The organism is Nocardia sp. NPDC047648, assembly GCF_040642815.1.
GTDB lineage: Bacteria > Actinomycetota > Actinomycetes > Mycobacteriales > Mycobacteriaceae > Nocardia > Nocardia gamkensis.
The window spans coordinates 45,103-70,357 of record NZ_JBEYSX010000023.1 but is presented as its reverse complement, the minus strand read 5'-3'; the positions used below and the strand labels follow the sequence as shown (position 1 = coordinate 70,357).

At 70.4% G+C, this 25,255-nt stretch carries 19 protein-coding genes and 1 riboswitch; of the genes, 11 read left to right on the top strand and 8 right to left on the bottom strand.

Annotation, left to right across the window (positions count from 1 at the left end):
- The first annotated feature begins 41 nt into the window (after nucleotides 1–41).
- The 4 genes from ABZ803_RS33120 to ABZ803_RS33105 are packed head-to-tail and all read left to right on the top strand — an operon-like array spanning nucleotide 42 to nucleotide 8,796.
- Nucleotides 42–6,323 carry an SDR family NAD(P)-dependent oxidoreductase gene (locus tag ABZ803_RS33120; RefSeq protein ID WP_357045435.1) on the top strand — a complete coding sequence of 2,094 codons (6,282 nt, stop codon included), beginning with the start codon at nucleotides 42–44 and terminating at the stop codon, nucleotides 6,321–6,323.
- 11 nt (nucleotides 6,324–6,334) lie between these two features.
- Entirely contained in the window at nucleotides 6,335–7,297 is a 963-nt protein-coding gene (locus ABZ803_RS33115) for an AvrD family protein (RefSeq protein WP_357045433.1), read from the top strand.
- 35 nt (nucleotides 7,298–7,332) lie between these two features.
- The gene (locus ABZ803_RS33110) at nucleotides 7,333–8,109 is read left to right on the top strand and encodes an ATP-binding protein (RefSeq protein WP_040871970.1); all 777 of its coding nucleotides are present in this window, start codon (nucleotides 7,333–7,335) and stop codon (nucleotides 8,107–8,109) included.
- Nucleotides 8,110–8,118: 9 nt separating this feature from the next.
- Entirely contained in the window at nucleotides 8,119–8,796 is a 678-nt protein-coding gene (locus tag ABZ803_RS33105; protein WP_040871969.1) for a class I SAM-dependent methyltransferase, read from the top strand.
- A 135-nt stretch (nucleotides 8,797–8,931) separates the two neighbouring features.
- Here the strand turns inward: ABZ803_RS33105 and ABZ803_RS33100 are convergent, their stop codons facing one another.
- Nucleotides 8,932–11,475 carry an AAA family ATPase gene (locus ABZ803_RS33100; RefSeq protein ID WP_357045430.1) on the bottom strand — a complete coding sequence of 848 codons (2,544 nt, stop codon included), beginning with the start codon at nucleotides 11,473–11,475 and terminating at the stop codon, nucleotides 8,932–8,934.
- A 119-nt stretch (nucleotides 11,476–11,594) separates the two neighbouring features.
- On the opposite strand from ABZ803_RS33100, the gene ABZ803_RS33095 reads away from it, so the two are divergent.
- Nucleotides 11,595–12,809: a styrene monooxygenase/indole monooxygenase family protein gene (locus ABZ803_RS33095; protein ID WP_357045428.1), complete on the top strand. Its 1,215-nt coding sequence runs from the start codon at nucleotides 11,595–11,597 to the stop codon at nucleotides 12,807–12,809.
- A gap of 14 nt (nucleotides 12,810–12,823) precedes the next feature.
- On the opposite strand, the gene ABZ803_RS33090 is transcribed toward ABZ803_RS33095, so the two are convergent.
- Entirely contained in the window at nucleotides 12,824–14,017 is a 1,194-nt protein-coding gene (locus tag ABZ803_RS33090; protein WP_357045463.1) for a cytochrome P450, read from the bottom strand.
- Nucleotides 14,018–14,556: 539 nt separating this feature from the next.
- Here ABZ803_RS33090 and ABZ803_RS33085 point away from each other — a divergent pair.
- The 5 genes from ABZ803_RS33085 to ABZ803_RS33065 all read left to right on the top strand — a co-directional run bounded on the left by ABZ803_RS33085 (nucleotide 14,557) and on the right by ABZ803_RS33065 (nucleotide 18,972).
- Entirely contained in the window at nucleotides 14,557–14,952 is a 396-nt protein-coding gene (locus ABZ803_RS33085; protein WP_040871966.1) for a hypothetical protein, read from the top strand.
- A gap of 145 nt (nucleotides 14,953–15,097) precedes the next feature.
- A riboswitch (TPP riboswitch) is annotated at nucleotides 15,098–15,212 on the top strand.
- The gene (locus tag ABZ803_RS33080) at nucleotides 15,209–16,573 is read left to right on the top strand and encodes a cytosine permease (RefSeq protein ID WP_357045426.1); all 1,365 of its coding nucleotides are present in this window, start codon (nucleotides 15,209–15,211) and stop codon (nucleotides 16,571–16,573) included. Its footprint overlaps the riboswitch before it by 4 nt.
- Nucleotides 16,574–16,594: 21 nt before the next feature.
- Nucleotides 16,595–17,422, top strand: coding sequence for a DUF72 domain-containing protein (locus tag ABZ803_RS33075; RefSeq protein WP_357045424.1), 828 nt, complete (start codon nucleotides 16,595–16,597; stop codon nucleotides 17,420–17,422).
- Nucleotides 17,423–17,427: 5 nt separating this feature from the next.
- Nucleotides 17,428–17,916, top strand: coding sequence for an LOG family protein (locus tag ABZ803_RS33070; protein WP_357045422.1), 489 nt, complete (start codon nucleotides 17,428–17,430; stop codon nucleotides 17,914–17,916).
- Nucleotides 17,917–18,138: 222 nt separating this feature from the next.
- Nucleotides 18,139–18,972: an alpha/beta hydrolase gene (locus tag ABZ803_RS33065; RefSeq protein WP_357045420.1), complete on the top strand. Its 834-nt coding sequence runs from the start codon at nucleotides 18,139–18,141 to the stop codon at nucleotides 18,970–18,972.
- An 18-nt stretch (nucleotides 18,973–18,990) separates the two neighbouring features.
- Here the strand turns inward: ABZ803_RS33065 and ABZ803_RS33060 are convergent, their stop codons facing one another.
- From ABZ803_RS33060 to ABZ803_RS33035, 6 genes are all read right to left on the bottom strand, one after another.
- Nucleotides 18,991–19,314 (bottom strand): CopG family transcriptional regulator, encoded by a 324-nt coding sequence (locus ABZ803_RS33060; protein ID WP_051175844.1) that lies wholly within the window; start codon nucleotides 19,312–19,314, stop codon nucleotides 18,991–18,993.
- Nucleotides 19,307–19,585, bottom strand: a complete 279-nt coding sequence (locus tag ABZ803_RS33055) for a hypothetical protein (RefSeq protein WP_040871963.1) — start codon at nucleotides 19,583–19,585, stop codon at nucleotides 19,307–19,309. Before ABZ803_RS33055 ends, ABZ803_RS33060 begins: the two co-directional genes overlap by 8 nt.
- A 34-nt stretch (nucleotides 19,586–19,619) precedes the next feature.
- Nucleotides 19,620–21,272 (bottom strand): DUF4153 domain-containing protein, encoded by a 1,653-nt coding sequence (locus ABZ803_RS33050; RefSeq protein ID WP_357045417.1) that lies wholly within the window; start codon nucleotides 21,270–21,272, stop codon nucleotides 19,620–19,622.
- 73 nt (nucleotides 21,273–21,345) lie between these two features.
- Nucleotides 21,346–22,389, bottom strand: a complete 1,044-nt coding sequence (locus ABZ803_RS33045; protein WP_357045461.1) for an ATP-binding protein — start codon at nucleotides 22,387–22,389, stop codon at nucleotides 21,346–21,348.
- A 38-nt stretch (nucleotides 22,390–22,427) separates the two neighbouring features.
- Complete coding sequence (locus ABZ803_RS33040) at nucleotides 22,428–23,123, bottom strand: response regulator transcription factor (RefSeq protein ID WP_357045415.1); 696 nt, start codon at nucleotides 23,121–23,123, stop codon at nucleotides 22,428–22,430.
- 86 nt (nucleotides 23,124–23,209) lie between these two features.
- Nucleotides 23,210–23,659: a MarR family transcriptional regulator gene (locus tag ABZ803_RS33035; protein WP_357045413.1), complete on the bottom strand. Its 450-nt coding sequence runs from the start codon at nucleotides 23,657–23,659 to the stop codon at nucleotides 23,210–23,212.
- Nucleotides 23,660–23,813: 154 nt separating this feature from the next.
- Between ABZ803_RS33035 and ABZ803_RS33030 the strand changes: the two genes are divergently transcribed.
- Complete coding sequence (locus ABZ803_RS33030; RefSeq protein WP_357045411.1) at nucleotides 23,814–25,253, top strand: MFS transporter; 1,440 nt, start codon at nucleotides 23,814–23,816, stop codon at nucleotides 25,251–25,253.
- Nucleotides 25,254–25,255 lie beyond the last annotated feature (2 nt).

Here is a 25,255-nt window from a genome sequence, read left to right as displayed (position 1 = left end):
GGGGGCTCAGCATGGACCCGCATTTCAGGCCAGGAGAAATAATGGTCGACATTGCAATAGTGGGTATCGGCTGCCGGTTTCCAGGCGGTGTATTCGACCCGGAGAGTTATTGGAATTTCCTGCTCGACAAAGGTGACGGGATCGTCGATATCCCGCCGGATCGCTGGAGTATCGAAAAGTACTACGACCCGGATCCGGACGCGCCGGGGCGTATGTACACCCGGCGCGGCGGATTTCTCACCCAGCCGCTGTGGGATTTCGACGCCGACTTCTTCGGTATCGCCCAGAAGGAAGCCGCCATCCTCGACCCGCAGCAGCGGCTGCTGCTCGAGGTGACCTGGGAGGCGCTCGACGACGCGGGCATGGCGGGCCGGGTCTCCGGCCACCGCGTCGGCGTCTACGTCGGCGGCTTCATCCTCGACAACGTGCTCGGACGCAGCGGTCCGCTGGTCCGCTCGGCGATCACCAGCCACACCGCCATGAGCGCCTCGCACACCTTGCTGTCCAACCGCATCTCCTATCTGCTCGATCTGCACGGCCCGAGCCTGACCGTCGACACCGCATGCTCGTCGTCGCTGGTCGCCACGCATCTCGCGGTGCAGGCGATCGCCAACGGCGAATGCGAGATCGCGCTGGCCGGCGGTGCGAACGCGATGCTGCAGCCCGAGACGTTCATCTCGATGTGCAAGGGCCGGTTCCTCTCGGTCGACGGGCGCTGCAAGACCTTCGACGCCGCCGCCGACGGATACGGCCGCGCCGAGGGCGCGGGCGCGGTGCTGCTCAAGCCGCTCGACGTGGCCCAGCGCGACAACGACCGCGTCTACGCCGTCATCCGCGCGACGGGTGTGAACCAGGACGGCCGCACCATGGCCATCCCGGTGCCGAATCCCGTTGCGCAGGAACAGCTGGCCCGTCAGGTGCGCGACGACGCCGGGGTCGCCGCGCACGAGGTGAGCTACCTCGAGGCGCACGGCACCGGCACCGCGGTCGGCGACCCGCTCGAGATGTCGGCGCTGGGCGCGGTGTACGGCGCGGTGGACGGCCGCGCCGAGCCGGTGCCGGTCGGTTCGGTGAAGAACAACTTCGGGCACACCGAGGCCGCCGCCGGGGTCGCTAGCCTGATCAAGGCCGCGCTCACCCTGCACCACCGCACGGTCGCGCCCCAATTCGACCTGACCACACCGAATCCGGAGATCAAGTTCGACGAGCTCCGACTACGGGTCCCGCTGCTACCCGAACCGCTGCCCGCGCAGCCGGGCAAGGGTGTGGTCGCGGTCAACGGCTTCGGCTACGGCGGCACCAACGCCCACGTCATCCTTTCCGAAGCGCCGCCGCGGGCCGCGCGGGCCGACGACGAACGTCCGGTGCCGAAGGTATTGCCGATCTCCGGCCGCCACGAGACCGCGGTGCGCACGCTCGCAGGCGACCTCGCGCAGGCGCTCGACCACCATCCCGCCGACGCGGTCACCGCGGCCGCCTGGACCCGGCGCGCCCACCACCCCCTGCGGGTCGGCTTCGCCTACGACGACGCCGACGATCTGCGCACCCAGTTGCGTGCTTTCGCCGCGGGCGAGGGCCGGGCGCCGTCGCGGGTCATCGGTGACGGCGAGGTGGAGCCCGTCTTCGTCTTCAGCGGGATGGGCCCGCAGTGGTGGGGCATGGGGCGTGAGCTGCTCACCACCGACAGCACGTTCGCGAAGGTGGCCAGGGAGATCGACCGTGAGTTCGTCTCGATCGCGGGCTGGTCGATCCTGGACGAGATGCTCGCCGACGAGGCCGACTCGCGGATCGTGCGCACCGCGTTCGCGCAGCCCGCCAACTTCGTGCTGCAGGCCGCGCTGACCGCCGAACTGGCCGAGTACGGCGTGTATCCCGCGGTGGTGGTCGGGCACAGCGTCGGTGAGGTCACCGCCGCGTACGTCTCCGGCGCGCTCTCGCTGCGCGACGCGCTCACCGTCAGCTACCACCGCGCCCGGCTGCAGGCGACCACCGCGGGCACCGGAGGCATGCTGGCTCTCGGCATGTCCGAACGCGAGGCACGGGAGTTGCTCGCCCGCACCGACAGCATCTCGATCGCCGCGGTGAACAGCCCCGGCGCGGTCACCCTGGCAGGCGACAGCCAGGATCTGGAACTGCTGCGCGACACCCTGTCGGCCACCGGCACGTTCGCGCGCAGCCTGCGGGTCGAGGTGCCCTACCACAGCCATCTGATGGACCCGATTCTCGACGATCTGCGCGGCGCCCTCGGCCGGCTCACCCCGCGGGACGCGAAACTCACCACGTACTCCACCGTGACCGCCGCCGAGATCGCGGGCACGGGATGGGACGCGGACTACTGGTGCCGCAACGTCCGCGAGCCGGTCCGGTTCGCCGACGCCATCGGCGCACTGGTCGACGCGGGCCACCGGGTCTTCCTCGAGGTGGGCCCGCATCCGGTGCTCAGCGGCAACATCCGCGAGATGCTGATCCATCGCGGAGTGATCGGCGCCGCGGTGACCACGCTCTCGCGCGACCTGCGCGACCGCAACAACGTGCTGCGCGCTGTCGCGGATCTGTATGTCGCGGGCTCGCTGGACGGTTCGGCCGTACCCGGCCGGCCGGACTCGATCGTCGAGCACCTGGATCTGCCCGCCTACCCGTGGCAGCGCAAACGGGTGTGGCACGACGAGCCGGTCACTCTGCTGGATCGTCTCGGCACGCCGGAGGGCTACGCGCTGCTCGGTGATCCCACGACGGCGGCGAACTCGGAATGGGAGGTGCAGCTGTCGGTCTCGCGACTGCCCTGGCTGCGCGACCATGTCGTGGACGGGTATGTCGTGCTGCCCGGCGCGGCCTACCTCGATGCCGCGCTCAGCGCCGCCGTCGAGCGCACCGGCCGCACGAGCGCCGGCCTCGAATCGGTGGAATTCGTTGCGCCACTGGTGATCGACGAGCACGACGTCCCGGTACTGCGGGTGAGCGTCGAGGAATCGACCAAACGCTTCCGGATCCACTCGCGCCCGGCCACCGCCACCACCTGGACGCTCAACGCCCACGGCAGGCTCATCGAAGCCGACTTCTCCGCCGCCGCCGTGGACGTCGACGCCCCTGAGCATGCCGCTGCGGTCGCGGGGGCGGATCTCTATCGCGGGCTGGCGGCGCGCGGGCTGGACTACGGGCCCGCCTTCCAGCGCATCGTCTCGGCCGTCGTCGGTGCGGACGCGGTGGTCGCCTCGCTCGCGCCGGTCGAGCAGGCCACGCCGATCCGGCACCTGGCTCACCCGGCGGTGGTCGACGCCGCGCTGCAATGCGTCGCCACGCTGGCCGCGGACTCGGATGCCGACGTGGCGATCGTGCCCGCCGCCATCGCCGGGGTGCGCCTGCTCGGCGCGCTGCCGGAGCGGCCGCGGGTCGTGGTGACCCGCCGCGGCGCGGACCCGCTGCGCGCCGACATCGCCATCGTCGGCGAGCACGGGGAGGTGGCGATGCGGCTGCTCGGCGTCGAATTCCGCCCCGTCAGCGCGCCGGTCGACGTCACCCACCAGCTGGAACGGGTGTTCTACCAGCCCATCTGGGAGATCGTCGAGACACCGGCAGGTGAGCGTCCCTCGGAGCAGGAAACCGTGGTCGCCGTCTGTGTCGGCGCCGACGCGGCCGGCCGCGCGGCCGCACTGCTGGGCGACCGGGCCGATGTCACCGTCGTGCTCGCCGACGCCGACGCCGACGACAACGACGAGCGCCTGCGGCTGGCGTTGCGCTCACCAGACGGTGTCCCGATCGCCGAACGGATCCGGGTGGTCACTGTGTTCGGCACGGCGCTCGACGGGGCGCGCAACGTCTACGGGCTCGCGCGCGTGGCGAATGCCATCGAGCATCTGCTCGCCGACGCGCCCCAGGTCGGTGTGCACGGCGTCGTGGTCACCGAGAACGCGCTGTGCACCCCCGCCGACACCGCGGTCCAGGTGTCGCACGGCGCGCTGGTGGGCGCGCGGCGCGCCCTGCTCAACGAACAGCCCGCCGCGGCGTGGCGATTGGTCGACGCGGGTGCACAGGCCGCGGCGCCGCCGACCGATCTCGTTCTCGCCGAGGACGCGCTCGACGAGATCGGCGTGCGGGGAGACGACCACTGGGCGGTGCGGCTGGACCGGAATTTCGGCACCCACCTCGACGAACGCAACCGCGCCGTCCCGCTGTCGGACCCGGAAGCCTCTTTCGTGGTGGAGATTCCGAAGTCCCGGTTGTTGTCCGACCTGGCGTTGCGCCGAGTCGACCGGGTCGCGCCCGGTCCGGGCGAGATCGAGGTCCGGATGGAGACGGCCGGGCTCAACTACAAGGACGCGATGAAGGTCATCGGCGTGCTCACCGAAAAGGAGCTCGCGGGAACCTATTTCGGCACGACGGTCGGGATGGAGGGCTCCGGCGTGGTCGAGCGCGTCGGGCCCGGCGTCACCGGCGTCGCGGTCGGCGACCGCATGATGGTGTGCGCCAGGGACATCTTCCGCAAGTACGTGACCATGCCCGTCGACGCCGGCGCGACGCTACCGCACCAACTGCTGCCCGGAGAGGACTACGACCCGCTCACCTGCGGATCCGGATTGCCATTCCTCACCGCCGAATTCGGGCTGCGGACACTGGCGCGCCTGCGGCCGGGTGAGACGGTGCTCGTGCACGGCGCGGCGGGCGGCATGGGCATGGCCGCGGTGCAGGTCGCGCTGGACATCGGAGCGACGGTGATCGCGACGGCGGGCACGCCCGAGCGGCGCGCGCAGGTGCGCCTGCTCGGCGCGCAGCACGTGCTGAATTCGCGATCGGCCGACTTCGTCGACGAGATCGCCGATCTGACCGGCGGACGCGGCGTCGACGTCGTCTACAGTTCGGCTCCCGGCGAGATCCTGCGCCAGAACTTCCGGGTCGCGGCCGAATTCGGCCGTGTGGTCGATATCGGTAAGGCCGACATCTACACCGGCGGCGTCATCGATCTCGGCCCCTTCGATCGCAACCTCACCTTCTTCTCCGTCGACATGGACCGCGCGCTCGCCCACGACCCGGAACTGCTGCGCACGCCGATGCGGGCGAGCCATGCGGCATTGCGCACGGGCACATACCGGTACCTCCCCTATACGGCTTATCCGGTGTCGGAGCTGGCGGCGGCTTTCGAGTCCGTCGCACGCTCCGACCAGATCGGCAGGGTTGTGCTGGACTTGCGCGAAGAACAGCCGATGGTGCGCCCCGAACTCGCTCACCCGCGCATCGACCCGGACGGCTGCTATCTGGTGACCGGCGGCTTCGGTGGCTTCGGCCTGGCCACCGCCCGCTGGCTGGTCGCCGAGGGCGCACGGAAACTCGTGCTGGTCGGCCGCAGCGGCGCGTCCACGCCACAGGCCACGGACCAGGTCGCGGCGTTCACCGCGGCGGGCGTGGCGGTGATCGAGGAACGAGTGGACGTCGCCGACTACGCCGCCACGGCAGCGCTGGTGGACCGTATCCGGTCGGTCGCACCGCTGCGCGGGATCTTCCACGCGGCGGGGGTGGTGAACAACTTGCCCATCCCGCAGATCACGCCCGAGTCGCTCGACGAGCTGTTCGCCAAGGTGCGTGGCGCCCAGCACCTGGACCGGGCGGTCGAGGCCGCGGGCATCGAGTTGGACATGTTCGTGCTGTACTCCTCGATCAGCGCGCTGGGCTGCATCACCCCGCAGGTCGGCTACGCCGCCGCCAACGCCGCCTTGGACGCGCTCGCGGCCGACCGGCGTGCCCGCGGCGCCGCGGCGCTGGCGGTGAACTGGGGCTTCATGAGCGGCGGCGGCATGGCCGACAAGACCGAGGCACTGGCGGACTACGTGAAGTCGATCGGCTTCCTGCCCATCGACATGGACCGCGCCACCGCCCTGCTGCGCGAATGCCTGGCACTCGACAGCGCTCAGGTCGCGGTGGCCGATATCGACTGGACGGTGTGGTCGCGGGTGGCGCGGCCGTCCACCGACACCCGCCGCTTCCGCCGGTTGCTCGCCGACATCGGGGTCGGCGGCGAGGCAGGCGGCACCCTGCGTGCCGAGATCCTCACGCTGCCCACCGAACAGCGCGCCGACTTCGTCGCCCAGCGCCTCGCCGATCAACTCGCGGTGGTGCTCGGCGTGGACACCGACGCCGTCAACATCGATGAGCCGGTCACCGACCTCGGCATGGACTCGCTCATGGCGATGGAATTCGGGGCCCGCACCGAGAAAGAGCTCGACGTCAAGATCTCCGCACTCGAACTCAGCCGGGGCCTGTCCCTGCGCGGCATCGGCGCCAAGGTGGTCAGCCAGTTCGCCGAACCCGACGACGCGCAGGCCGCGGCATGAAAGGAAACCACATGTCCACCGAGCTGATCGCCTACGCCGATATCGACACCGTGCTGGGCCACCGGGACGGGCGGTTCTTCGGCGAAGGGTACAAGCGGATCACGCACCGCATCTTCGACATCGTCCTCGACCGCGACGCGCAGGACCGGCCGCGGCTGACGGCCACGGCCGGCGTGCACTATCCGCTGGACTGGTCGCGCAAGAGCACCCGCGTGCTGGTGCCGCACGTCAGCAGCATCGACTGCTCGATCTTCGGCTACCGGCTGCTCGAGGTGATCCTGCGCGAGTGCTACGGGCTCACCGACAGCGACATCCGGTCGTGCTGGGTGCCGTACGTCCAATTCAGCAGCGGAACCATCGCGACGGAATCGCTGGAGGAGTTCCCGATCAGCGCGACGGTCGTCGCGGTGGAAGGGAACACGATCAGCATCACCGGAGCGCTGGGCGGCGGCATGAGCCTGGAGGCCACCGTGGCGCTGCCCGCGCCGCCGCGACCGCCGCAGGCCACACGGCGCACCGTGCACGAGACCGGGCGGGGATACTTCCACGGCGGGGTCTACGCCCGCGGCCAGTATCTGCGCAACGTCGTCGTCTCCGACGGCGGCAGCCGCGCGCACGCCGATTTCGTTCTGGCGGAACCTGATTCGGCCGGTCCCTGGCAGGGCGTCGCCGACGCCTACCAGCCTTCGGTGACGCTGGTCGACGCGACGGTGATCCTGGCACAACTGTCCCAGGTCGTGCTCTACGAGCTGGACAACATCGCCCGCAAAGACAGCGAGACGCTGTGGATGCGCCGGATGACCGCGCGCGCGTCCGCTCCCCCGGCGCCGCTCACCTCCGGCACCGCGACCACGCACATGGTGCGCTCGATGATTCTCGCCTTCGGCGGCGGCGACTGGCGCATCTCCAGCTGGGCATCGGATTTCGCGGGCTGCGAGATCCGATACGACCTCGCGCACCGGCTGCCCGCCTGACCCGCGCATCCCCGAACGATCGGAAAGGCACTCTCATGTCGGGAAACAACTATCGACGCATCGTCATCTCCGGAACCTATTCGACCGGAAAGACCACGACCTCCACGGCGCTGTCCCTGCTGACCGGCATCCCCCGGGTGGACGCCTCCTCCGCCCGCGAGGTGGTCACCGAGCTCTACCCGGGCATGCGGTTCCAGGATTTGAGCACCACCGAATTGATGGCGCTCGGCTTCCGCAGGCTGGAACTTCGCATCCAGGCCGAGGCGATCCTCGACGCCCAGGGCGGTTTCATCGCCGACGGCTCGGTGCTCAACGAGTGGGTCTACGGCACCACGCGGCTGGTCACCGGTCCCAACCCCGGATCGAGCCGATGGCACAAGGCCGTCAAGAACACCATCACGCTGCCCGGCCGGCCGTTCTACCGCCGCTACCTCAACGCCTACGGCGATATGGCCCGGCAGCGAGCCCGGCAGAACTACGACATCTTCTTCCACCTCCCCGTGGAGGTGCCGATGGACCCCGACGGCCACCGGCCGGTAGACGAGCGCTACCGCGCCATCTCCGATCGGCAACTGCTGCACGCGATCAGCGAGCTCGGACAACCGGTCGTGACGGTACGCGGCACCCCCGAACAGCGCCTGGAATCCATCGTCTCGATGCTCGACATCCCCACCGTGATGGACATCGACGTCGCGGTGAAGGAGGCGATGGAGATCGTGCGCAGCAGCCGCGAGCGCGTCCAGGAAACGATCGTCGCCCAGCAACAACCGCACACTCTCGGCCGCAAGATCAAGTTCGCCACCCGCGTTTAGGAGCACGCCATGACCGTCCTGCTGGACAAGACCAAGCGCTACAACCCGATCGACTCGTGGTTCTACGACAACTTCATCTCCGATGCCGTGCGGGAGATGACCCCGACCCTGTTCGACGACATCGTCGCCCAGCTCGACGAGGGCGCGCAGGTTCTCGACGTCGGTTGCGGCGGTGGGCAACTCGCGGTCGGACTGGCCACCGCCGGGACCACGCTGCGGCTGACCGGCATCGACCTCTCCCCGCAGCAGGTGCGCAGGGCTCGCAAGCGCGGCGCGGCGCTGGGCAGCCGCATCCAGTTCCGGGAGGGATCGGCGACGGACCTGCCGTTCCCCGACGCCGCCTACGACGCGGTGATCAGCTCCGGTTCGATCAAGCACTGGCCCGATCAGCGCAAGGGGCTCGCGGAGATGATCCGGGTGCTGCGGCCCGGCGGGCTGCTGCTGGTGATCGAGGCCGATCGGGGCTGCACCTTCGAAGACGCGCGGACTTTCGTCGACCGCTGGAAACTGCCGCAGCCGATGGCGCGGGCCTGCCTGCCGTTCTTCCGCACCTACATCGCCGGCTACGGCCTCGATCTGGAGGACGGCCGCGATCTGGTGGCCGATCTCCCGGTCACCGACGCCCAGGTGCGCCGCATTCCGGGCGAGCCCGGCATCCAGATCACCGCGCGTAAACGGGCGGAGTGAGCACCGGTCGCCTCGGCGAATCCGGCCGGTAGCGGGCCGGGCGGCGTCCCCGCAGAGACGTCGCCCGGCCTGTCGCCTGTCATCGTGGCCGACGACAGCACCGGACAACTCGGCCGAGTGCCGACGGTGCTCGCCTCAGCGCCGGGCGCGCTGCGGTTTGCGCGCGGCCTCCTCGGTCACCTGGGCCTGCCGGTCGTCGGGCACCAGGGCGCGGATGTCCTCCCGCGAGCCGATCATCAGTTTTTGCAGGATCGCGGCCATCTGGGCGTCGACCGTCTTGAACGAACTGCCGCGCCGGGCGGCGATGGCGGTGTTCGTCCAGCCCGCCGCCGCCAGCACGGCCACCTCCTGCTCGGCGGCCGACAAGTCCTCCCAGTGTGAAGGACGGTGCCGCCGGATCGGGTGCTCGACGGGTAGCCGGTCCAGCGACAGCTTCCCCAGCGCCAGCTGTGCTACCTCGCCCAGCTCCGGCCGCAGCAACGCACCCTCGCGTTCCGCCTCCGCGAAGGCGGTCTCGCCCAGCACCGCCCGAGCGGTGTCGGCGGCGATGTCGGTTTCGGTGGCGAACGGGCCGAGATTGGCGATGTCCACACCGATCCTGTCCCGCAGTGTGGCACCGCCACCGGTCAGGCGCGCGACTTCGCGCGCCCAACCCGTCACCCTGCCGGAGCGTTCGCCGTCGGTGTCGCGGATCAGGCGCGCCAGTGCCCAGCCGCGGATGTGGACGGCCCATACCGCGCCCCATTGGTCGCGCATCGCCAGCTGAGTGGTCAGCGACGCGTGCGTCACGGCGAGCGCTTGCTCCGGGTCACCGTGTTTGGTCAGTGCGATAGCCCGGGCCAGGCCGACCCAGGACGTCGCCCACCGCGCCCCGGAGCGATCGGCGTGCTCCAAGTGCCGCCCGGAGATCTCCAAGGCCTGCGCGGGTGTACCGAGCAACGCCGCGGCCAGCGCTTCGAACAGTTCGCTCATCGCGGCCCCACCACGGTCGCCGTCGGCGGAGAACTTCTCTCGCGCACGGGCCAGCACCGCTATCGCGCGCACGTCGCGGTCCACCAGCATCATCTCGGCACCTCGGGCGAACTCGACCGGGGCGGGCAGACCGAGATCGCGGTCGGGGTGCTCGCGCCAGCCCGCCCGGGCGGCGCCGTCAGGCGCGCACAGCGCCACGCACTCGTCGAGCGTGCGTTCGGCGTCGTGGTGCAGGCCTTGGCACAGGCTGATCCACGCGATCAGCGACATCGTCGTGACCTGCAGCGGCAGCGGCGGCGGGTCGAGTTCCCGGCTGGCGGCCAGCGTGCGCTCGGCCCAGCGGCGCGGTTCCCGCAGCGAGCCGGTGAGGAACGGGCAGCGCAGCGCGATCAGCCCGGCGGCGATCTCCAGCCCGACGGCGGCCTCCTGCGCGGTCGCGAGGCTGCCCGCCATCGCGCACAGCAGGTTGTCCCAGGCTGCCCGCGCCCAATCCAGCAGCCGCTGTTCGTCCGGGCCGAACCATCCGGCTCGGGCGGCGACGACCTTGTCGCGGTAGTAGCGGCGGTGCGCGCGCGCCAGCCGGGCCGGTTCACCGCCGCGTTCGCTCGCGCGCTGCTGGGCGAACAGGCGAACGCTCTCCAGCAGCGAATACCGCACCGTGGTCGCGGTCAGATGCACCGAGACCAGCGATTGGTCCGCCAATCGCTCGAGCAGGCCTTCGATCTCGGCGCGGGCCAGGCCCTCCGGCTCGTCGTCGGCGCAGACCGCCTCGATCGCCTCCAATTCGGCGCCGACGTCCGATTCCGCCGCGTCCGCGTTGTCGTGGTCCACGTCGTACCCGGCCGCGAACACCGACAGGCGGTCGAACAGCAGCCGCTCTTTGTCCCCGCACAGGTCGTAGGACCAGGCGATGACGTCGCGAATGCCTTGGTGGCGCGCCTCCGCACCGACCCGCGGACCGTGCGACCAGCGCAGCCGCCGGTCGGTGGCCTCACCGCTGAGGTCACGCAGGATCATCGGCAGCGGCTGCCGCAACAGCCGCGCGGCGGCCAGCCGGATGTAGAGCGGATGGTTGTGCACGTGACGGCAGATCGCCACCGCCAGCTCGGTCTCGTCGTCGGCGACGGCGTGCCCGGTCAGGCCGGCGCGGGCCCGGAACAGAGCCAGCGCCTGTTCCCGCGACAGCGCGGGCACCGGCACCAACTGCTCGTCGACCCAGCCGATCGCCTCGCGGCTGGTGGCCAGCACCGTGAGGCCCGGCGCCGCCTCCAGCAGGTCGGCGATCACCCGGCCCGCGCCGTCGAGGACGTGTTCGCAATTGTCCATCACCAGGATCGTCTGCAGGGTGCGCCCGACCGCGTCGCGGCGGCGCAACGTGTCCAGCACCGCCTCCCACGCCGAGCGTCCGGAGAAGTCGGCGTCCATCAGCGAGCGCGCGACCTGTTCCTCGACCGCCGCCGCGTCGGCGTTACGCGACAGCAGCGCCAAGCGCACCCAGTGCACCGGAACACGGCGCGCCTTGTGGAACCGGTGCACCGCTTCGGTCGCCAGCCGTGTTTTGCCGATGCCGCCTGCGCCGATCAGCGTGACCAGGCGGGTCCCGCCCAGCAGCGCCATCCCGATCCGCTCCAGCTCACGTTCGCGCCCGACGAAATCACTGGCGGCCGCGGGTGGGAAACCCGGACTCGACGCACGTCCTACCGACACAACAGTGCAGCGTAGTCCGGCCGCATCCGGAAATTCGCGGGTCTCTACCGATGTGCCGCGCCCACCTATACGCGGACTATTGCGCTGGCGCGGTAGTTCACGACCGGAAGGACACGAGGGTGGGACAGATACTGGTACTCGGGGCGGGCGAATGCGGATTACCCCTCGCCCATCGTCTGCTGCGCGGTGGCCGGGCCGTCACGTTGGTGACCGATCGGGACGCCGAGGCGGTGCTCACCGGCACGGTGACCAGCACCCAGGTCAAATTCCCGCCGACGCTCGACCTCGAATCGGACCTCGGTCTGGGCTTCTGGCGCTCGACCGCCCCGAACATCGAAGGCATCCGGTTCACCATGGCCGTCGACCGGGCCACGGTGGTGACCTGGGCCGGACGATTCACCCGCCCGGCGCAGAGCGTGGATCAGCGAACGGTGTTCGCGCGCTGGCTCGGCGAGTACCTGGCCGCGGGCGGCGACCTGCGCATCGCCGAGCCCTCGGTGGCCGAACTCGACCGGGCCGCCGCCGACTACGCCCTGACCGTGGTGACCCGCGCCGGTCGCGAACTCGCCGGCTGCTTCGAGGCCGATCCGGCGTGGCCCGCTCCGGCCACCGCCCTGCGGCGGCTCGCCGTGCTGTACCTGGACGGTGTCGAGCCGGACCCGGAGGGCCTCGGCTGCTACACCGCGCTTCCCGAGCACGGTGAAGTGATCTCCTATCCCGGTCTCACCGGACGGCCGGGGCAGGAACGCCGCTGCGAGATCTTGCTTTTCGAGGCGCGGCCCGGCGGCGCGCTGGACGTGTTCGACCAGCACGGCACGCCGGCACAGCGCTGGTCACAGGCCAGGCGACTGCTGGAGGCGCACCTGCCCGCCGAACTCGCCGAGCGCTACCGGCACGCGGAACCGACCGACGCCGGGGCCACGCTGGTAGGGGCGGTGACCCCGGTCATGCGCCGTCCGGTGGGCACCCTGCCCTCGGGACGGCCGGTGCTGGGCGGAGGCGACGTCGTCTGCCGGATGGATCCCGGCGGCGCGCAGGGCGCCAACAACGCCGTGCACTGCGCGATCCGCTACGGCGAGGCGATCCTGCACGACGCGGACGGCCCCTATGACCGCGCGTGGATGGAGTGGGCGGCCGCGCCGTGGCTGACGGCTGTGGCGCACCCCGCCGCGCGGTGGACGGCGACGGTGCTCGATCCGCCCCCTGCCATGCGGGAGATGATGCTCGCCGCCCGGCACGAACCGGCGCTGGCCGACGCCTTCGCCGACACCTTCGCCGACACCTTCGCGCGACCGGCGAACCTCGCCCGGCTCGCACCGAAGGTGCCGTCCTGACCGATTACCGGATCTCAGGATCGCCACGGCTGCGATGCCGGGAAGACGACCGGCAGTGCGGCCAGGGCACGATGGAAAGGCCCTGGCCGCCACGTCAATTCACGCACCGGCACGGCGGGCCGCAATTCCGGCAGCGCGTCGAGCAGCTGGTCGACCGCATCCTGGGCGATGAGATAGGCCGGGCTGCGGGCGGGGCAAGCGTGCGGTCCGGCGCCCCACGCCAGATGCGACCGGTTGCCGCTGTGGTTGTGTCCGCTGATCGCCGGGTCGTTGTTGCAGGCGGCGAAACTGATGACGACCGGTTGGTGGGCGGGCAGCCAGACGTCATCGATCAGGATCGGCTGGCGCGGATAGGTGACCGAGAAATTGGCCATCGGCGGGTCGGTGAACAACACCTCGTCCAGCGCGTCGCGAGTGGACAGGCTGCCGCCGAGGACGTCGCCACCGAACCGGTCGTCGGTGAGAATCAGCAGCAGGGTGTTGACGATCAGATTCTGCAGCGGTTCGATACCCGCGCCGTAGAGCACGACGAGCTGGTGGATCACCTCCGCGTCGTCCAGGCCGGCCGGATGCCGCAGCAGTCGTGTGGTGATGTCCCGGCCCGGCTCGGCGCGCTTCAGTTCGATCAGCCGCAGCAGGGCGGTGCCGAGCATGCGGTTGCCCTCCTCGGCGTCCACCCCGTCGAACACGGCGGCGGTCGCGGCCGCGACCTCTCGCCCGATCTCCGGCGGGCAGCCCAGCAGGGCGTTGATCACCTCGAAGGCCAGCGGAAGGGCGTACTGGGATACCAGATCGGCGCTGCCCGCCGTGCCGAAGCCGTCGATCAGCCCGGCCGCGATCCGCTCCACCGTTTCGTGCAAGGCGTGCAGGTCGACGGCGTTGATGCTCGCGGTGTTGACCTGCCGGTAGCGCGCGTGCGCCTCGCCCACGCTGCGCATGGCGTTGGGGCGCCACTCCAGGACCGGCAGCACCGGGCAGTCGGCGGGGACGTTCGCCTGCCAGGCGCGCGGGTCGGCGGGAAAGTGCTGCGGGTCGTGCATGATTCGCACGGCGGTGTGGTAGCCGAGCACCAACGTCGCGGGCACGCCGGGGGCCAGCTCGACCGGCGCCATAGACCCGTAGCGGGCCCGCATGTCCCGGTAGGCGCGATGTGGATCGCTCGCGAAATCCGGCGAATACAGCGGTATCCGCTCGATCCGGTGGTCGATGGGCGAACCGTGGTGGGCGCCGGACTCGTTGCTGGTCCGGTCGAGATCTCGGGGCGTGGTCAAACGCGTGACTCCCACAGTAGAAGCGTTTTCGGCGAGCGCGGATGAGCGAACTCGGCGCGGATCGTCGCGACGCCGTCGTTCGGTCCATGCGGTGCACCGCTGGGCCGCGTCTTCTCGACCGCGCGGTGGCTCGCCACACAGGATGGTCGCGTAGGTAGGCTCCGGACATCGGTAGTGGCGGCCTGCCTGCGGCGATGCGATCACTCGTCCGCGCGGCATCCGCCCCCCACCGGCCACGGTCACCGGCAGCCGCGCGCGACTTCGTCCGCGCTCCCGAACCCGTTGGTGATGCTGAACCCGTTGGTGATGCTGAACATTCGCTGAAGGCGGTCGGGGCGATCGAGCGGTCGGATGCGCTGCGAGCTGCCTTCCGCGTGCTCGCATCGCCGGGAGCACAAGCACTTCCACGCGCGGACGGCTGGTGTATAACTTCCATCGGCCCGGTCGACTCCACCGACAAGCGATAGCGAGACACGATGCACGGTTACCTGAATCAGGTGTCCCAAGGCACGACCCCCTCCGGCTATCCGACGCGTGCGCCCGAGACCCACGCGGTCGCACCGCCCCGTCCGGCGGATCTCGTCGTCAGCGCACTGTTGTGGTTCCTGCCCGCGACGCTGGCCGCGATGTCGACCATCCTCGCGCCGTGGTTCCTGATGGCGGGGGGCATCTGCGCGTCCAAGCCCGAGTGCCGGGTCGATACCAGCGCGGGCGTGTGGATCATGGTCGGGGGCGGGATCGTGGGATTCGCCGTGGGGGTGCTGCTCTCGGGTATGGCGGCCCGGCAGGGGCGGGCGTTGTTCCCCGGCGCGCTCGTCGGTGCGGTGCTGGTCGTGCTGGCCTGGTTCGCCGCATCGTTCCTCATGGGCTGAACGCCGGTCGGCCGGACGACGGTCCGGCGGGAGTGGCACCGACCATCCAGGCTTCTGCACCCTCCTCGCCTCCGTGCGTCGACCGAACATCCCGGCTCTTCTCCCCCGGCACGGAAAATTGGCGCGGGTGTACTATTCGCCGGAATCACCCCACCGCGGGAGCTCGGGTACGGCCGGGCTGAGAGGGCGAACCGCACGCGTCGCCGACCGCATGAACCTGTCCGGGTAATGCCGGCGTAGGGAGAGCGTTTCCGTCATGTCGTCATCGACCCGCGCGAACGCGCACGAAGCCCCCCTGACCCTCGACCAGCCCGCACCGAAAGTGCTCTCGTTCTGGGACCAGAGTGCGTTCTGGGCCAATCTCGGCGTCAGCCTCTTCGCCTTCTCCGGGGCGTACACGGTGCTCGCGCCGAACGCCGAGGGGGCCGCGCAGCTCTCGATCGCGGCCGGAATCCTGGCCACCGTCCTGGGCACCCTGGTCGGCGCGGCGATGCTCGGCGCCGCGGCACTGACGGGCGCGCGCACGGGACAACCCGCGATGGTCCTGCTGCGCGGGCTGTTCGGCGCGAAGCTCAGCTATCTGCCCACCGCGCTCAACATCGCTCAGTTGATCGGCTGGGGAACGTTCGAGCTGATCGTCATCGGTGACGCGGCCGAGGAACTGTTCGGCGGCGGCCCGCACTGGCTCTACGTGGTGGCCGCGGGCGTACTGACGACGGTACTCACGATCTGGCCGCTCGGCTCGGTGCGGTTGCTGCGCCGATTCGTCACCGCCGGCGTCGTGATCGCCCTTGTCTGGTTCTACGCGCAGTTCTTGCGCGCCGGTCTGCCCGATCTGCGGGCGAACCCGGGCCCGAGCGGGGGTGGGCCGTTCGGCGTCGACTGGAACCTGTTCTGGGTTGCCACCGATGCCGCCTTGGCCGTCTCGATCTCGTGGGTGCCGGTCGCCGCCGACTACACCCGGCACGCCCGCTCCGATCGCTCGGCGTTCGGCGCGGCTAGCGGGGCATACGCGCTCACCCAGATCATCGCCTACGTCCTCGGCCTGTTCGCGCTGGCGCTCGCGACCGGCGAAGGCGGACCGTACGCGCCTTTCCTGCACGTGAGCCTCGGTGCCCTGTTCTTCTTCGTTTTCGTGCTGCGAGAGGCGGATCAGTCCTTCGCCAATGTCTATTCCACCGCCGTCTCGATCCAGAATCTCGCACCGCGCGTCGATCGCCGGGTGCTCTCGATCGGCCTCGGTGCCCTGATCACGATTCTGGCTCTGCGGTTGAACATGGCGAACTACTTCGGCTTCCTCGGGCTGATCGGCTCGGTGTTCGTGCCGCTGCTCGGCGTGCTCGTCGCCGACTTCTTCTTGCGTGCCCGCCGCGAATGGAACACCGCACCGGACGCGCCCGCGCGCTGGGGAATGGTGGCCGCCTGGCTGACCGGGTTCGCCGTATATCAACTGGTCAACCCGGGTGACGCCGGTGCGTGGACGCGATTCTGGGACGGCGTTCGGCAGGCTGTGCACTTCACCGGGCAGGCGTGGATGAGCGCGTCGCTGCTGTCGTTCCTGGCGGCGCTGGCGGTCGCCTGGCTGGTCGGCAAGGTGACGGCGAAGACCCCATCGGCGTAGTGAATTTGCCACCATGGAGGGATGGGCCGGATCAGGATCGGTACGTCGGGCTGGGTCTACCCGCCGTGGCGCGGAACGTTCTACCCTCGGGGCCTCGCGCACAAACGCGAATTGGCCTATCTGTCGGAGCGACTCGACAGCGTCGAGATCAACGGCTCGTTCTATTCGTTGCAGCGCCCGTCCAGTTACCAGAGGTGGGCGGAGCAGACTCCGGACGACTTCCTGTTCGCGGTGAAGGGCAGCCGCTTCATCACACACATGAAGCGGCTGCGCGACGGTGACGAACTGCTGGCGAACTTCCTCGCGTCCGGCCCGCTGGCGCTCGGGCCCAAATTGGGCCCGATCCTTTGGCAGCTGCCCCCGACCTTCCGCTTCGACGCCGACGTGCTGGACGGCTTCCTGTCCCGGCTCCCCCGCAGCACCGAGCAGGCCGCCGAGATCGCGCGGCGCCACGATCACCGCGTCGACCCCGCGCACACCGGCACCGATGCCGACCGGCCGGTGCGGCATGCCCTGGAGATCCGGCACGACAGCTTCCTGACCCCGGCGTTCACCGATCTGCTGACCCGGCACAACGTGGCCCTCGTCGTCGCCGACGCCGCGGGCAAGTATCCGCTGCTCGAAGAGGTCACCGCCGACTTCGTCTACATCCGGTTGCACGGGCACGACGAGCTCTACGTCAGCGGATACACCGACGACGGCTTGGACATGTGGGCGGAGAAGATCCGTTCGTGGGCGGGATCGTGCGACGTCTACACCTATTTCGACAACGACGCGAAGGTGCGGGCGCCCCGCGACGCGATGGCGTTGCGCGAGCGCCTGGAACCGGTCGTCCGGCCCGCGGGGTGAGGCCGGTGCGGCAAGTCGCGGTCTGCGGGCCGAGAGAGTGCACGCAGCAGGAAGCGGAGTGGGCGCGCGCGGTCGGCGGGCTCTTGGCGCGAGCGGGGGTGACCGTGCTGTGCGGTGGCGGTACCGGCGTGATGGCCGCGGTCGCCGCCGGCACCGCCGAGGACGGCGGGCTCGTGATCGGCGTGCGTCCGGACACCGATCGCGGCGCGGTGTGTCCCGGATTGTCGGCGGTGCTGTTCACGAACATGGGTGAGGCGCGCAACGCGATCCTCGTCGAGTCGGCGGACGCGGTGATCGTCATCGGCGGCTCGTGGGGCACGCTGTCGGAGGTAGCCCTCGCGCGGCGGCGCGGCGGGATTCCGGTGGTCTCCCTGGGCGGTTGGGAGATTCACGACGCGAACGGGCGACCGGTGGCTGCCACGGTGGTCGCGGCCGACCCGGCGGATGCGGTACGCCGGGCGCTGGACGGGATCGCGCAGGCCGACCCGACCTGATATCGCCGGGCCGCCACAGTCGGACGGACGAAGGGCCCTGCCCCTACACCATCCGATTACCCTCCGCGACAGTTATTTCGGCATACCGAGGCCGCTGATCTGGTCTGACACAGGACTTTCCGATCACGCAAACTTGCGTGCCATGCAAGTTGAGTTACGGTGGAGACGCCGGTCATCCGGGAGGCACTGCGGCAACTGTCCCTTCTTCCAGGAGCATTTCCGATGGACGTACCGTCCCAGCACACCCTCGCCGTCCCCGGCGCCACCCTCTACTACGAGGTCCGCGGCGCCGGACCGCTGTTGTTGCTGATCCCCGGCGGAAACGGCGACGCGGGGACTTTCGACGGCATCGCCGAACGTCTCGCCGACCGCTACCGCGTGGTCTCCTACGACCGGCGAGGTTTCACCCGCAGCCCCATCGACGGACCGCCGGACGATCGCGTGGTCACCGACGGCCTGGACGCCGCGGCGCTGCTCACGCACCTGACCGACCAGCCTGCACACGTGCTCGGCACCAGCTCGGGCGCGATCGTGGCACTCGAATTGCTGCGCGCCCGGCCGGAACTGGTGCGCACGCTCGTCGCACACGAACCGCCACTGGCCACGCTGCTGCCCGATGCCGAGAAGTGGCTGACCTTCCTGGACGGCATTTACGAACAGAGCAGGAGCGAGGGCACGTCCGCGGCCATGGCGGCGTTCGCGAAGGGCATCGGTCTGCGGATCGCGCCGCCTCCGCCGGGCGAGCAGCTGCCGCCGGAAGTCGTCGAGACGGCGCGGAGGATCCAGCGGAACCTGGTGTTCTGGATGGAGCACGAGCTGAGGCAGTACCCCCGCTACACCCCGGATCTCGCGGCGTTGCGTGCGTCGGCGGACCGCCTGGTGCTCGGCGTCGGACGCGAATCGCGAGGCACCTTCCCGGCGCTCCCGAACGCCGCGCTCGCGAAGGAACTCGGGCTGGACCTCGTCGAGTTCGCGGGCGATCACGTCGGCTACCGGAGCGCACCCGACGAGTTCGCCGCCCGGCTCGACTCGATCCTCACCCGCGACGACCGGTGACGCCGTCGCGGTGGCAGGTCAGGCCGACTGCCGCAGCGGATGCAGGGCAGCCAGTGCCCGCAGGGCGTCGGCGCGCGAAATGGGCTGGTCGTTCTCCAGGGCGGCCAGCTCCAGTTCGATCCAGTCGCGAATGAGTGCGGACATGGTCACATTGCGCTGCTCGGCGGCCTTCTTGACGCGCTGGTGCAGATCCAGCGGGATGCGCAGCGACGTGGTGACGGTGACCGTGTCCTCGGCGCGCAGCGGCGGGGGCAGCTCGGCCGGGTCGACGGGCGCGTCGCTGTATTCCAGACCGGACAGGAAGTCCCGGACGTCCTCGGGGTTCGTCGGATAGTCAGTCATCGGCGTGCTCCCAACGCTCGAGTTCGGCCACCTGGGCTTCGGTCATCTCGACCGCGCCCAGGATGTCCCACTGCCAGCCTTCGGTGCGGCGGACAGCGACGATGAGCGGCCGGCCCGTCTCGGTTCGGCCCCACACCGTCAGGACCGCGAGTTCGTTCCGGCCACGCGCCCGCCGAGGCCATCGGCGGGCGCCCATGAGCACCTGCAGCACTTCGCGAGGGTCGATCCCCACCAGCGACAACAGTGCCCACTCAGGCCAGTTATAACCCACGATCAGCGATAATACAAGTGTATTGCACGGGAGCTCACCGTGCTCTCGCCCGGGACAGATTCCAGCTCTGCCAGACGTCCCCGTCGAGGTCCGCGCGCAGCCCGGTTCGCACCTGCGCGCGCAGCGGCTCGGGGAGCCGATCGGTCGCGGGCAGGATGTCCGGCGAGAGGGTCACCAGGTATTCGGTGTCCAGCGTTTTGCCCCGCTGCCAGCGATCGATGTTCTTCTCGGCGATCAACCGCTCCGGGTCCAGGACGGCCAGCGCGAGCAGCGTCGCCATCGCGGTGCCCACCACCGCGCGCGGCAACCACGCCCGGCGCAGCCGCAGGACCGCGGCCGACACCAAGACGTAGACCAGGCCGAGCCACAGTTCGCACACTTCCACCAGCAGGCGCAGCACCGTGAACCCGTAGGCCTGCTGGTAGGTCCACATCCGGCCGAGCGCCGAGGCGACGATCACCAGCGCGAGCACACTCACCGCCACCAGCAGCCCCCGCAGCCACCACCGGTCGGCGGCGGTGTCCTGGGCCGCCCAGCGCAACACGACCATCAGCACCGCGAGGGTCAGCACGGTGACGGCCGACAGTTGCCAGAAACCGGTGCGCGCGTATTCGGCGTAGGTCAGGCCCGACGTCTCCTGGACGTAGTCGTCGCCACCGAAGAGCACCACGAACTGGGTCGTGACGAACGCCGCGAACAGGACCGCGAGCGCACCGACCGGCAGCGCCCACTCCGATCGGCGCAACGTCCGCCCGGCCACCGCCGCTGCGGCGGGCGGCGGCGGGCCCGCCAGCAGGAACAGAGCGCCGAGCGTGCCGAGGCCGGCCACCGCGAACAGTGCGATCCAGCGTGTCACCGACGGCATGTCCACGTCCGGCGTCACGGTCTCGAGCAACGCCGCGAACATGGCGTCGGCGCTGCCGAGCAGCGGAACGAACACCGCGAGCAGCGCGACGGTCACCGCTGCCGACAGCCCGAGCCGCCGCGCACGCAGCGCGTTCCCGCTACGCACGCGGGCGGTACCGGCGTATGCCCACGGCACGGCGGCAGCCGCCGCGAGCCAGACGGCGCACGCGTCGTAGAGGATGCCGTTCGCCGAGCGGCGTGCGACGACCGCCAGCGAACCGGCGACGCATGCCGCGACCACGCACAACGCGAACAACCAGCCCGCGGCGCGGACGGCACCTACCGCGAGCAGGGCGAGGGTGAGCGTCGCCCACCACAGCCGCCCGGCGTCGAACCGAGGAGAACCGGTGCGGGCCGTCGGTCGTCCTGATGTCGCCTCGACCGCATCATCGCTCGTCGTACTCGCCGCTCGCCTGCGGGCATTGCGGTCGACGAGGAACACCGCCGTCGCGGCGACAGCGGCCGCGAGGAGCCACCCGATGCCGGGCCGGTCCCAGTGGATCAGAACCGCGGCGGCCGATCCGGAGACGAGCGCGGCGAGCGCCACCCCGGGAGGGCAAGCGACCCCTCTCCACTTGGACGGACGCGGGGGAAGCATCGGCCCGGCCACCGGCGGACCGGCCTTCTCCGCCCGCGCCTCGGCCACCGCGACCCCTGAGCGCCCCGGCGGCGCCCACACCGATGCCTGCGTGGCGGGGACTGCGCTGGAATCGGTTGCGGATGGCGCGGATTCAGTTGACCCGGGGTCGGGCGCCGACGCTGGTTCGGGTTCTGGAGACATGGTTCGTTCCTTCGATAGGCGTGCGGAATCGCCCCGGGTCCGCGCTGCGGTCCGGGTCGGGTGGGATGTCAGATCAGCGTCCGGGCAGAACCACCCGGATGCGGGAGCCGGGATCGGCGACCGCGATGGTGCCGCCGTGCAGGTCGACCACCCACCGGGAGATGGCCAGGCCCAGTCCGGTGCCTCCGCCCGCGGTGCGGCCGCCTCTGGTGAACCGGTCGAACACCTGGGCGCGTTCGGCGAGCGGAATGCCGGGGCCGTCGTCCTCGACGTCGATCACGATCTCGCCCTGCGATGCGCGCACGGCCACGCGGACTTCCCCGCCCGCGGGCCCGTGCCTGGCGGCGTTGTCGAGCAGGTTGAGCAGCACCTGGTGCAGGCGGGCACGGTCGGCGTACACGCGGGCGTCCCCGGGCAGCACGTCGGTGCGGAAGCGCACGCCGCGTCCGAGCGCGGCGGTCATGACCTCCGCTTCGGCGACGACGTCGGCCAGCAGCGGCGCGATCGGCAGATCTTCACGATCGAGCGGGAAGGCGCCCGCTTCGATGCTGGAGAGGTCGAGCAATTCCGAGACGAGCAGCGTCAGCCGTTCGGTCTGGGCCAGCGCGGTGCGCAGGGTCGCCGGGTCGGGTTGGGAGACGCCGTCCACCAGGTTCTCCAGTACCGCGTGCAACGCCGTGATCGGGGTGCGCAATTCGTGCGAGACGTTCGCGATCAGATCGCGGCGTTGCCGGTCGGCCGCCGCCAGGTCGGCGGCCATCTGGTTGAACGCCTCGGCGAGTTGCCCGACTTCGTCGCGCGAACTCGCCCGCACCCGCAAGGTGTAGTCGCCGTGGGCCATCCGTTTCGCCGCCGCGGTCATCTCCCGCAGCGGCCTGGTGATGCCGTGGGCGAGGAACTGCGAGGTGATCAACGCGATCACCACCGCGGTGAGCGTGGTGCGCGGCGGCAGCCACCCGATCTTGAATCGGAAGAACCCGAACGCGACACCGCCGGAGCACAGCATGAGGATCGCGAGCTTCAGCTTGATCGACTTCACCGGGTCCAGCGGCCGCGGCAGCAGCTCGGCCACCCCGTCGCCGAGCCTGCGCCACTCGCCGGAAACGGTGCCGGACATCGTCTTCCGCGCCCGCGGCGCGTTCTCGGGACCGGCGCTCATCGGGCTTCCAGGGCGTATCCGACGCCGCGCACGGTGCGGATCAGGTCGGCACCGAGTTTGCGGCGCAACGCCTTGATGTGACTGTCCACCGCGCGGGTGCCCGCCGCGTCGGACCAGTCCCAGACGTCTTCGAGCAATCGCTCCCGCGCGAGCACCATGCGCGGGCGCCGGGCCAGCCGGGCGAGCAGGTCGAATTCCAGCGGCGTGAGCAACGCCTCCACCTCCGCGCGCCAGACCCGGCGCTGGTCGACATCGATGCGGAGGTCGCCGACCAGGATCGTCGCGCCGTCGCGGTCGGCCGCCCGGTCCATCCGGCGCAGCAGCGCGTGCACCCGGGCGGCGAGCACGCGCAGCGAAAACGGCTTCGTCAGATAGTCGTCCGCGCCGACACCCAAGCCGACTAGCTGGTCGGTTTCGTCGGCGCGCGCGGTCAGCATGAGCACGGGCACCGCGCGGCGCGCCTGAATACGACGGCACACCTCCAGCCCGTCGAATCCCGGCAGCATGACGTCGAGCACCACCAGGTCCGGGTCGACGGCCTCGGCGGCGGCGACGGCCGAGGGGCCGTCGTGTGCCAGTTCGACGGTGAACCCCTCCGCCCGCAGGCGCGCCGCGACGGATTCGGCGATGGTCATCTCGTCGTCCACGACCAAGATCCGCCGTACGGGGTGCGCCGGTGCGCTGTGTTCCATGCACCGAACCCTAACCACCGGTTGTGGAGAGAACCGGCGTCATTTGTGGAGATTTCGTGTGCGCGGGCAGGCGGTGCGGCCCGCGTTCACGGCCGGGGCCATGGACGCTTGTCGATGCGTTCGATGTCGGTGTTGAACCGCTTCAGGAATCCGGCGAACGCGGCGACGTCCTCGGCGGTCCAGTCCGACAGCACGCTCTCGAGAGCGCGGACGTTGTAGGCGCGTTCGGCGTCGAGCTGGCGCCCGCCCTCGGCGGTGAGGCGGAACTTGCGCGCCATGCCGCCGTCCGGATCCGGAATGCGTTCGACGAGTCCGGCTTCGCGCATGGCGGTCGTCTGACGGTGCAGCGTGGAGGTGTCCAGACCGAAGGCGTCGCTGAGTTCGCCCACGGACATCGGGCCCTGCACTCGCAGCCTGCTCAGCACCGTGTAGGCACTGCGGTCGAGGTGGCCGCTGCCCCGGCGGGCCTTGGCGCTGAGGCTGTGCCGCCCCAGCAGCATGGTTTCGAACTCCACCGAAGATACGGGCTTGTCCACACAACGCTCCTGCCGATATCCGCCGCTACGGGCTCATCTCCGCACCTATACCACACCCACCTGCCCGGGCCAGCGCATTTGCATAATGCAATTCTTGTGCATAATGCAATCAGTATGTACTGTACACACAATTCGAAGAGAGAGGGAGATCCGCGTGGCAGCACCATCGGAAGTCCGGTCGGAGGGCATAGTCGGCGTACTCGCGGCGGCGGGCATCGTCGCCGCCCTGATGCAGACCTTGGTGGTGCCCCTGATCGGGGACCTCCCCCGGCTCCTGGGCACCACGCCGTCCAACGCCTCCTGGGTCATCACGGCGACACTGCTCGCCGGTGCGGTGGCCACGCCGATCACCGGCCGCCTCGGCGATCTCTACGGCAAGCGGCGCATGCTGCTCGCGTGCACGGTTCCACTCATCGGCGGATCGCTGGTCTGCGCGCTGGCGACCTCGGTCGTTCCGATGATCGCCGGACGCGGCCTGCAGGGCATCGGCATGGGCGTCGTGCCGCTGGGCATCAGCGCGCTGCGGGACCTCCTGCCCACCGAGCGGCTCGGCACGTCCATCGCGGTGATGAGCGCCTCGATGGGAATCGGTGGCGCGCTGGGCCTTCCGATCGCCGCCGCGGTCGCCGAGAACGCCAGCTGGCGCGTGCTGTTCTGGGGCTCGGCCGTGCTCAGCGCCGGCGTGGCCACGCTGATCTGGCTGCTGGTGCCCGCCATCCCGGCGCGCGGAGGCGGCGGCTTCGACGTGCTCGGCGCGCTCGGCCTGGGCACCGCGCTGGTGTGCCTGTTGCTCGCGGTGTCCAAGGGCGCCGACTGGGGCTGGACGAGCGGAACCACCCTCGGCCTGTTCGCGACCGCGATCCTGGTCCTGGCGGTCTGGGGCTGGTGGGAACTGCGTACCGCCGACCCGCTGGTGGATCTGCGCGTAACCGCGCGCAAGCAGGTGCTGCTGACCAACGCCGCCTCGATCGTGGTCGGGTTCGCCATGTACGCGCAGTCGCTGATCATCCCGCAGCTGCTGCAACTGCCGGTGGTCACCGGTTACGGCCTCGGGCAGTCCATGCTGGCGATGGGATTGTGGATGGCCCCCGCCGGGCTGGTGATGATGGCGGTTTCCCCGCTGGGCGCCCGGCTTTCGGCCGCGCGCGGCCCGAAGGTGACGCTCATCGTGGGCAGCATCGTCATCGCGCTGGGGTACGGCTCATCGGTCCTGCTGCTCGGGTCGACCTGGGGCCTGCTCGTCGTGACGTGCGTGTGCAGCGGTGGCGTCGGCCTCGCCTACGGCTCCATGCCCGCGCTCATCATGGGCGCGGTCCCGCTGTCGGAAACCGCGTCGGCCAACAGCTTCAACACTTTGATGCGCTCGATCGGGACCACGGTGTCCGCGGCGGTCGTCGGAGTCGTCCTCGCGCAGATGAGCACCGGGCTCGGTGGACACACCATCCCCACCGAGGCCGGTTTCCGCACCGGCCTGCTGATCGGGTGCGGCGTCTCCGTGCTCGCCGCACTGGTCGCGCTGGCCATTCCGGTCCGCAAGCCCACCGAGCCGCCGCGCGACACCGCAGAACTCGAGCCCGCGGCCGCGCGCGCCTGAGG